9 protein-coding genes are annotated in these 8,931 nt (G+C 70.0%); 4 read left to right on the top strand and 5 right to left on the bottom strand.

Annotated elements, in window-relative coordinates; all coding sequences use genetic code 11:
* The coding region (locus PVW49_RS20835) for a calcium-binding protein (protein ID WP_274591470.1) at positions 1-663 on the top strand (663 nt) is incomplete at its 5' end.
* Between the two features lie 354 nt (positions 664-1,017).
* Entirely contained in the window at positions 1,018-2,670 is a 1,653-nt protein-coding gene (locus tag PVW49_RS20830) for a calcium-binding protein (RefSeq protein WP_274591469.1), read from the top strand.
* Here PVW49_RS20830 and PVW49_RS20825 read toward each other — a convergent pair.
* From PVW49_RS20825 to PVW49_RS20815, 3 genes are read right to left on the bottom strand one after another with little or no spacing between them, the layout of a single operon-like run.
* Positions 2,646-3,812, bottom strand: a complete 1,167-nt coding sequence (locus PVW49_RS20825; protein ID WP_274591468.1) for an AGE family epimerase/isomerase — start codon at positions 3,810-3,812, stop codon at positions 2,646-2,648. The genes PVW49_RS20830 and PVW49_RS20825 overlap by 25 nt on opposite strands.
* A complete protein-coding gene (locus PVW49_RS20820; RefSeq protein WP_048536056.1) occupies positions 3,809-4,618 on the bottom strand; it encodes a hypothetical protein in 810 nt (269 codons plus the stop codon). Before PVW49_RS20820 ends, PVW49_RS20825 begins: the two co-directional genes overlap by 4 nt.
* 5 nt (positions 4,619-4,623) lie before the next feature.
* Positions 4,624-5,817 (bottom strand): acylneuraminate cytidylyltransferase, encoded by a 1,194-nt coding sequence (locus PVW49_RS20815; protein WP_048536054.1) that lies wholly within the window; start codon positions 5,815-5,817, stop codon positions 4,624-4,626.
* A 123-nt stretch (positions 5,818-5,940) separates the two neighbouring features.
* On the opposite strand from PVW49_RS20815, the gene PVW49_RS20810 reads away from it, so the two are divergent.
* Together PVW49_RS20810 and PVW49_RS20805 are read left to right on the top strand one after the other, a co-directional pair.
* Positions 5,941-6,150: a hypothetical protein gene (locus tag PVW49_RS20810; RefSeq protein WP_274591467.1), complete on the top strand. Its 210-nt coding sequence runs from the start codon at positions 5,941-5,943 to the stop codon at positions 6,148-6,150.
* The gene (locus tag PVW49_RS20805) at positions 6,147-7,253 is read left to right on the top strand and encodes a DUF6716 putative glycosyltransferase (RefSeq protein WP_274591466.1); all 1,107 of its coding nucleotides are present in this window, start codon (positions 6,147-6,149) and stop codon (positions 7,251-7,253) included. The genes PVW49_RS20810 and PVW49_RS20805 overlap by 4 nt, the downstream gene beginning before the upstream one ends.
* Here the strand turns inward: PVW49_RS20805 and PVW49_RS20800 are convergent.
* Together PVW49_RS20800 and PVW49_RS20795 are read right to left on the bottom strand one after the other, a co-directional pair.
* Positions 7,223-7,996, bottom strand: a complete 774-nt coding sequence (locus PVW49_RS20800) for a sulfotransferase family 2 domain-containing protein (protein ID WP_074839930.1) — start codon at positions 7,994-7,996, stop codon at positions 7,223-7,225. The two genes, PVW49_RS20805 and PVW49_RS20800, sit on opposite strands and share 31 nt — an antisense overlap.
* Positions 7,993-8,814, bottom strand: a complete 822-nt coding sequence (locus tag PVW49_RS20795) for a glycosyltransferase family 2 protein (RefSeq protein WP_048536047.1) — start codon at positions 8,812-8,814, stop codon at positions 7,993-7,995. The genes PVW49_RS20800 and PVW49_RS20795 overlap by 4 nt, the downstream gene beginning before the upstream one ends.
* Positions 8,815-8,931: the final 117 nt, after the last annotated feature.

The following is an 8,931-nucleotide window of genomic DNA, read 5'->3' as shown; positions in this document are numbered from 1 at the left end:
GGCGGCGCCGGCGACGACTGGATCAGCTCGGGCAATGGCGCCGACATCATCGACGGCGGCGAGGGCGACGATTTCGCCATCGGCCGCACTGGCACCGATTCCATCAATGGCGGCGCCGGCAACGACAGCCTCTACGGCAGCGCCGGCATCGACACGATCACCGGCGGCACCGGCGACGATTACGTCTCGGCCGGCTCGGCCTGGGATCTGGTCTTCGGCAATTCCGGCAACGACACGCTCGAAGGCAACTTCGGCAGCGATTTCGTTTCCGGCGGCGAGGGCAACGACTCGATCCTCGGCGGCACCGGCGACGACACCCTGGCCGGCGGCGACGGCAGCGACACCATCCTCGGCAACCAGGGCCGCGACGTCATCGATGGCGGCACCGGCAACGACCTGCTGCGCGGCGGCACCCTGGCCGACGAATTCCACTTCGGCGTCAATGGCGGCACCGACACGATCCAGGATTTCGAGAACTTCCAGGACGCGCTGCATCTCGACGCCAGCCTGGTCGGCGGGCGCACCGACGGCCAGGACATCGTCGATACCTATGCCACCGTGGTGGGCAGCGACACGGTCTTCACCCTGGACGACGGCACCACCATCATCCTCGAAGGCGAAACCGACCTGACCCTGCTCTACGACAACGTCTTCGTGGTCTGAGCCCCGGGCGGCGGCCCCGGCCGGGGCCGCGGCTTTCTCCTTCCCCTTGCCCGCAGCGGCCGCCCTGCCCGGCCGCGCGCCCTTGTCCTCCCCCCGGGCCGCGCTTTGGTGCCTCCCGGGAGGCCCCTCCCCATCCTTTTGAATATGTGACCCGGGCGTCCGGAGAGGTCTGGCCTGTACGGTCAGTATCGCTGCCCGCCGCCCGCCTAGCCGGCTGACCGTAAGCAGGCCGCGGCTCGCCTGACGGGCGCTGTCCCGTACCCCTCGCCCCGGTCAATTGTCCAAAGCCATGGGGGCGCCTGTCCGGCTGGTTCGGAAAAGCGCCGAAGGCTCAGATACGGACAGGTCAGCAGAATGCGAGTACGAGTACATACCGCCACAAACGGCATCAGCCAGATCCATACTTATGGAGGGGGCCTCGAAAATCAGGTGAACCACTGGGAAAACCTGGGCTTCGAAACCATCACCGAGTTCTCTCACGGGCACCATGCCCGCGCCGGGGGCGGCTCTGACACGTTCAACTTCGTCGATATCGACAACGTCCGGGACACCATCGTCGGCCGGCTGGAGGATTTCGATCCCAGCCGCGACGAGATCCGGATCGAGGGTCTGCTGCTCGATCTGAACAACCTGCCCGCCAATGTGCGCGTCGTCGCCTTCAACGGCGCGCATAACGATCCCGGCACCGCGCCGCAGCCCTGGCTGCTGATCGAGACCCCGGCGGGCGGCCATATCTTCTATGCGCTCGAAGGCGCGCGGATCGACATGAACGGCAACGGCGGCTCGAACGGCCACCAGCACGAGCAGCATTTTCTCACCCTGCCGCACATGCCGGATTTCGACACCCTGCCCGACATCGATTTCGTCGATCCGGTCAACGTTGTCCCCGAGGGGGTCACCGCCGACGGCGGCCTGGTGATCAACGACGTCGACACCGACGAGGACGAGGTGCTGGCGGTGATCACCGGCAGCGCGGCCGGCGATGCGATCGGCGCCGGGCTGAACGACGACACGGTGCATGGCCAGCAGGGCAATGACGTGATCTGGGGCGGCAGCGGCTCTGACGCGGTCTTTGGCGGCGAGGGCGCCGACAGCCTGCACGGCGGCAGCGGCGACGACCTTCTGGTCGGCGGCAACCAGAGCGACAACGGCCGGAGCGACGCCGGGGCCGACCTGCTCACCGGCGGCGCCGGCAGCGACGAGATCCGCGGCGGCGGGGGCCATGACACGCTCGAGGGCGGTGACGGCCATGACCGCCTGGTGGGCGACTGGGGCGCCGATTACCTCGCCGGCGATGCCGGCAATGACACGCTGATCTCGAACTCCGGGGTCGACACCGTCCTGGGCGGCGCCGGCGACGACTGGATCAGCTCGGGCAATGGCGCCGACATCATCGACGGCGGCCGCGGCGACGATTACGCCATCGGCCGCAGCGGCACCGACATCATCGACGGCGGCGCCGGCAACGACAGCCTGTTCGGCAGCGCCGGGGCCGATACGATCAGCGGCGGCAGCGGCAATGATTACGTCTCGGCCGGCTCGGCCTGGGATGTCGTCTTCGGCGATTCAGGCCATGACACGCTGGAAGGCAATTTCGGCAGCGATGCGCTCTCCGGCGAAGGCGGCAACGACAGCCTGCTGGGCGGCACCGGTGACGACACGCTTTCCGGCGGCGCCGGCAATGACACCCTCCTCGGCAATCAGGGCCGCGACATCCTCGATGGCGGCGCCGGCGACGACCTGCTGCGCGGCGGCACCCTGGCCGACGAGTTCCACTTCGACCTCGGCGGCGGCACCGACACGATCCAGGATTTCGAGAATTTCCAGGACGAGCTGCATATCGCCACCGGCTTGGTGGACGGGATGACCGACGGCCGTGACATCGTCGACACCTATGCCTCGGTGGTGGAGGGCGACACGGTGTTCGACTTCGCCGATGGCACCACCCTCATCCTCGAAGGCCAAACCGACGTGACCGCGCTTTACGACAACGTCTTCGCGGTCTGATCCATCGCGGGCGGCGTCAGGCCGGCAAGCCGGCCGCTGTCATGGCACAGGAAGGCCTCGACCAGGTGATAGAAGGTCGAGGCCGGCATGGTGTCGGAGACCAGCGCGCCCTTCCCGTCGCGCTGGTCGTACCATCCGCCCGGCACCGGCGTCTCGAGATAGCCCGCCCGGATCCGCGCCAGAACGGCCTCGGGGCGCAGCCGCTCCGGCAGGTCCGCCCCCGCCCCCTGCATCAGCCGCGCCGCCCGCAACAGCTCGCTCTGCGGCCAGAGCCGGAAGCTGGCCTGCCCCGCCACATCCGGCAGCAGGCCCCCGGGCGACAGATGCGCCGTGGCGGCGGCGAACATCGCCTCGGGCGGCGGCAGCGGCGCGCCCCCTGCCCCCTCCGGCAGATCCAGCGCCTGCCAGCCCGCCTCGAGCGCGATCCACTCCACCAGATGCCCCGGCTCTTCGCGCTGATCCGCGCCGGTCAGCGGGCGCAGACCGGCATCGTAGAATTCCAGCAGCCGCAGATCCGCCCCCAGGAAGGTCTCGGCCATCAGCCGGCGGCAGGTGGCGGCGCGGGCGGCGAAGCGCGGCGCGCCGGTGGCACGGTAGAGCGCGCACATCGCCTCGAAGAGATGCATATGCGGGTTCTGCCGCCGGGGCAGGCGCCGGGCGGCGCATTCGTGCCAGCCGCGCGGCGCGGCCAGCCGGTCGAGGGCGCCCTCGAGCCTGGCGATCTCGGCGCTGACATCCGTGCCCGCCGCCGCCAGCCCGGCCGCCGCCAGCAGCACGAAGCTGAGATCATAGAGATCATGCGGCGCCGTGCGGATCGTCAGATCCGGCGCCAGCCAGCTGGCCAGGTTGCCGCTGCCGGGGGCAAAGCCCCGGGTCATGACAAAATCGAACAGGCCCTCGGCCCGGGCCCGGAGATCGGCGGCCAGCGCCGGGCAGACCCCGGGCTGGCGGGCGAGCGTGGCAAAGGCATAGGCCTGGCGCGCCTGCACCCTGAGCCGCCGGTCGAGATCGCGCCGTGGCCGGCCGGCATGGTCCAGCGCCTCCCAGACGGTGCCGGTCGCCGCGTCCCAGCCGGCGCCGGTCCAGAGCGGCACCGCCTGGTCCAGCAGCCAGCCCCGCAGCCCCCCGGGCGCGGCGCTCACCGGCCGGGCCCGCGGCGGAACAGCCCGCGCCGCAGCGCCGCGCCGCGGCGCAGCAGCTTGAGCAGGGCAATCGGATAGACCCCGGCCCAGCCGGCCCAGTCATCCACCGGATTGGCCCGCGGCCGGCTGTCCAGCGCCGCGCCCTCGCGCGCCGCGGCCAGCGGCAACAGGTCGGCCAGCGCCGATTGCGCCGCCGTGCGCTCCAGCCGCAGATCGCCGCGCGCCAGCAGCATCTCGAGGATCGCCCGGTCGAGATCGGGGTTGTGCAGATGCGCATCCGGCCCGGAGGCCGCCATGCCGGGCTGCATCAGCGCCCGGTGGTGCCGCCCCGGCGTAAAGAGATAGCGCGCCCCGCCGGAATAGAGATCCATGCCCGCCACCAGCACATGCCGCGCGCCCAGCCCATGTGCCGCCAGCACCGCATAGGTGCCCGACATCGGTTTGCGCTGATAGCGCGCCATCAACGCCTCGACCCCGCGTTCGACCGCCGCATCGCGGAACCGGAGCGGGTGGTAGAGATCGCGGAACCGGCGCATGCCCGCCTTGACGACCTTCGGGTTGTGGCTGGTCCAGCCGCGGATGTCGTATTCATCGCGGCAGCGGTGCAACGTCTCGAACATGAAGGGCGCGACCCGGGGATCGCCGGCGATATAGGCCATGTCGACCCGCCGGCCGAGATGAAACTCTTGTTCGAAAAAGAAGTTGTTGGTCCGCAGCACCGCATCCCCGGCCAGCACCCGCCCCGGGGCGATGCAGCCCAGCGAATGGCCATTGCCGGCCACCACGCAGACCCGGTCTTCGAACATGGGCCTCACACCCGGGCCAGCAGGGCATCGCACATGGCCCGCAGCGCGCCACGCCCGCCAGGCTGCGGCAGCACCCAGTCGGCCATGCCCAGGATCTCCGGATGGGCATCGCCGGGGCAGGCCGAAAGTCCGGCCCGGGCCATCGCCGCCGCATCGTTGACGTCATTGCCGACATAGAGCAGCTGGTCCCAGCCCAGCCCCTGCCCCGCCAGCCAATGCTCCAGCGCCGTCACCTTGTCGTCGACCGACTGGTGCACCTCGATCTGGAGTTTCGCAGCGCGACGCTCGACCACCGGGTTGCGTTCCTTCGACAGGATCATCAGCTGCCAGCGCCCGGCCTTGCGCAGCATCTCGAGCCCCATGCCGTCGCCGCGCGAGGTCATCACCGCCTCGCGGCCGGTCTCGTCGGTGAGCACCAGATTGTCGGTATGCACCCCGTCGAAATCCATCACCACCGCGGCAATGCCATCGGCGCGACAGCCCAAGCCTTCGCTGCCGCCGCGCAGCACCGCGATCTGCGCACAGAGCGCCAGGTCGTCCAGGCTGTCGATCTCGACCGGCGGGTGATCCACCGGCGCCAGCGCCACCGGGCCGCAGAAGCGGCGGCCGACGCGGGCAAAATCCTCGGCCCGCACGCAATAGACCGCGCCGCTTTCGCGAAAGGCCGGCGGCAGATCCTGACGGCGCTGGCGCGGCTGGCGCTCGTCGTGGTTGGTGCCGCGGGCACGGCCCTCGGCATCCAGGCTCCAGAGAAAGGAATGGTCCTCGATCACCGAGAGCGCGCAGGCCGCGGCCTGCTCCTCCATCGCCGCGAGGCAGGCCTCGATATCGGCGCCGGTGGTGAAGGGCGAGGTGCATTGCAGAAAGACCAGACGGTCCACCGGGCGGCCCTGCCCCGCGATCACCTCGAGCGCATGCAGCCAGCCGCTTTCCGAACTGGCGCCATCGCCAGAGATCCCGGCCGGCCGGTCGATCACCTCGGCCCCGAAACGCCGGGCCTCGGCGGCAATCGCGGCATCGTCGGTCGAGACATGCACCGCCGTCACTGATGGCGCCGCCCGGCCGGCCCGCACCGCGCGCGCTACCAGCGACAGCCCGCCCACGGCGCGCAGGTTCTTGCCGGGCACCCCCTTGGAGCCGCCGCGCGCGAGGATCACGCAATGGGTTGCAGGGCGTTCGGGCGCATTCTGGGCTGACACGTCGACAGGGCTTTCTTCTGGCTGGCATCCCGGGGCGCGACGTGCCCGGAGTGCCGCAGCGTTTACAAAAAATTTCGTGCTGTGTACACGCAGTGCCGAGACAAAACCAGACGAGAGCAGCCCATGCTTGCACGCCTCAAGGCCACCCTTCTCGGGAAATGGCTCTATCGCCTGTCGCGGCATGACATCTTTGGCGCGCCGCTGCGCTGGCTGCTGGATCTGGGGGTCGCCGAACAGCTCGATCCCGCTCATTGGAAGGCCGCGAACCGGCAACACAATGCCCGTCAGGCGGCGACGCTGGCAGCGTTCCGCGCCGGGGGCGCGGGCCAATGAGCGGCACCCCGCGGCTTCTGCTCACCTTCTGCGACGATTCCACGCTGATCTTTGCGGTCCGCCTGCGGGCGCTGCTGCGCGCCGCCGCGCCCGAGGCCGAGATCACCCTCGGTTGCTACCTGCCGGAACAGGCGCTGTCGCTGCGCCAGCTCGAGATGCTGGTGCCCGAGGCCGATTATGTGCTGTTCAACAAGGAGGCGCTGATCGAGGCGGTGCAGGCGGGCCTCTACGACGCGGTGCTCACCAGTCGGGTGTTCCGCTCGCTGGCGAACTTCCTGCGCACCCCGGCGCTCAAGCATCTGCGCCACCGGACCCAGGTGATCTCCTTCCTCGGCGGTCTCGATTTCTTTCCCGAGCGCGGCTATGCCAACCGCATGCCCTGCGACGGGGTCTTCCTGTTTCCGCAGAGCGACACCCGGAAATTCGCCGCCTGGGCCCGCGAGCAGGCGGCGACCGACAGCAATGTCACCGCGCCGCTGGTGGATTTCGGCCATCCGACCTTTCTTGCCCCCACGCTGACCCCGCCGGAGGATCTGGACACACGGCGCGACATCTATTTCTTCGCCCAGGCGATCTCGCCGCTGACCCGGCGCGGCCGGCTGCATGTGCTCGAAGCCATGGTGGCCCTGGCCGAGGCCAACCCCGACCGCCAGGTCTGGATCAAGCTGCGCCACCTGCCCGACGAGAACACCCGCCACCTGCACCGCGAGCGCTACGATTACCCCGGGCTGCTCAAGGCGGCCTTTCCCGACGCTCCGACCAACCTGCGCCTCACCGCCTGCCCGATGGACGAGGCCACGGAACAGGCGGCGCTGGGGATCACCTGCACCTCGACCGCCGCGATCGACCTGATCCGCGAAGGCGTGCCGACGATGGTCTATCTCGATTATGTCGATGCCTACATGGACCCGATGTCGGCGGCGATGCGGCGGCTGTTCGACGGCAGCGGGGTGATCACCTCGCTCGACGACCTGCTGCATCTGCGCACCCGGGCGCCCGAGCCGGACTGGGTGGCGCAGATGTTCTGTCCGCGCGATCTGGGCCAACGGGTGCTGGCGATGGTCGCCGCGCTTCAGGACCGCGCGGCGTCCGCGTCGGGATAGAACAGCCGGAAATCCTCGGCATAACGCGCCTTGATCCGGGCCAGGGTCTCCGGCGCCAGGGTCTCGGCGATCTCGGCGCCGGCGTGTTGCTGGCGGACATTGCGTTGCAGCATCGGCCCGATGTCCCGGCCGCAGCGCATGCGGATTTCGCGCCGGACATGCGCCCAGTCGGCCTCGGCCTCCTCGACCCGCCCGACAAAATCCGGCAGCACCCGGCCGCGCCAGGTGACGATCGCGGATTGCGCCCGCAGGTGGATTTCCGTCCCCGCCTCGGGGGTGCGGGCCACCACCTCGACGAAGGCGTCGAAATCCATGCCCGGGGTGATGCCCATGTCGGCCATGCCGGGCAGCAGCACCGGGTTTTCCACCACCTTGTTGTGCCAGCAGGAATAGAGCCGCGCCACCGGGTGGCGCACGAAGGTGAAGCTCCAGCCGGCCCGGGTGGCGGGGTGCAGCGCATAGGTCGCCGGGCGCATGCGCTGCACCTTGTGGCGCGCCTGTTCGCCCCAGAAGGCATCCTTGGAGGGGATGTGCCCCGAAGGCGAGCTCAGCCCGAAGGCCGAGGCCAGCGCGGTGCGGATCGAGGAATTGGCCGCCTTGCCGATGCGGAAATAGCCGATGCCGCCCTCGGGCAGCCACATCACGTGACGCTCGACGCCGGGATTGATCCGGCGATAGACCGCCCAGGCCCATTGCCGGGGCAGGGAGGGCGTGGGGGTCTGCGGCATCTGCGGAGCGGTCATGGCGCATCGGCCTCCTGTGGCTGGCCGGGCACCTGGCCACGGGCAAAGGCCAGCAGCCGGCCGGGGCCGCCGATCCGGTTGCGATAGCGCAGGGCATAGAGCAGGCGCATCACCGGCGCCCAGCGGCCGAAGACCCGTTTCAGCATGGCCAGCCGCGCCCGCATCAGGTCGGCGCGCTGCCAGTTGTCGCCGGTGCTCTCGGAGGGGTGCCGCCCGACCGCCACCGGCAGCGAGACGCCGCCAAGCCCGGCCTTGAGCGCATCGGTGACAAAGACATATTCCTCGCCCAGGCCAAAGCGCGCGCCCAGCCCGAACTCGGGGTCGAAGCGCAGCCCGGCGGCCTCGACGGCGCTGCGGCGCACGATCAGCTCGGGCGCACAGACCCGGCCGGCATTGAAGTGATGCAACCGGTGACGGCGGCCGCGTGGCCCGGCGCCGGGCAACCGGTCGCTGCGCCAGCCGGCGGCGAAATCAAGCGCCGGATCGGCGGCAAAGGCCCGGCTCAGGGCGCGAAAGCCCTCCGGCTCGAGCGTCATGTCATCATCGGCAAAGACCAGCAGCGCGCCGGTGGCATGGTCGAAGGCGGCATTGCGGCTGCGCGACAACCCGACGGAGCCCAGCACATGCACCGCCACATCGGCGCGGGCAGCGATCTCTTCGGGGCAGGGGATGCCCCGGGGCATCTGCACCAGCACCAGGTAATCGACCCCGGGATGCGGAGCCGGCAGGGCAAGCCCGGCCAGCCGCTCTCCGATGGTGGAGATCGCAACCGTGACCGAGAGATCGACCGGGGCGTCAGCGGAAAGGTCTGCGATCACGGGCTCATCTGGTCGGTTGCTTCATCCTGCGGTGCAGATAGCGGCAAGGGCAGGGGGAGGTCAATGCGCAGCGCCGCGCGCGGGCAAGAGCGGCGACCAGGTGTTTCGCGCGCGAAA

Origin of the sequence: Marinovum sp. PR37 (assembly GCF_028807375.1) — a bacterium.
GTDB classification, from domain to species: Bacteria; Pseudomonadota; Alphaproteobacteria; order Rhodobacterales; family Rhodobacteraceae; genus Marinovum; species Marinovum algicola.
The sequence above is the reverse complement of the archived record's forward strand: the minus strand, read 5'-3'. Positions and strand labels throughout refer to the sequence as shown.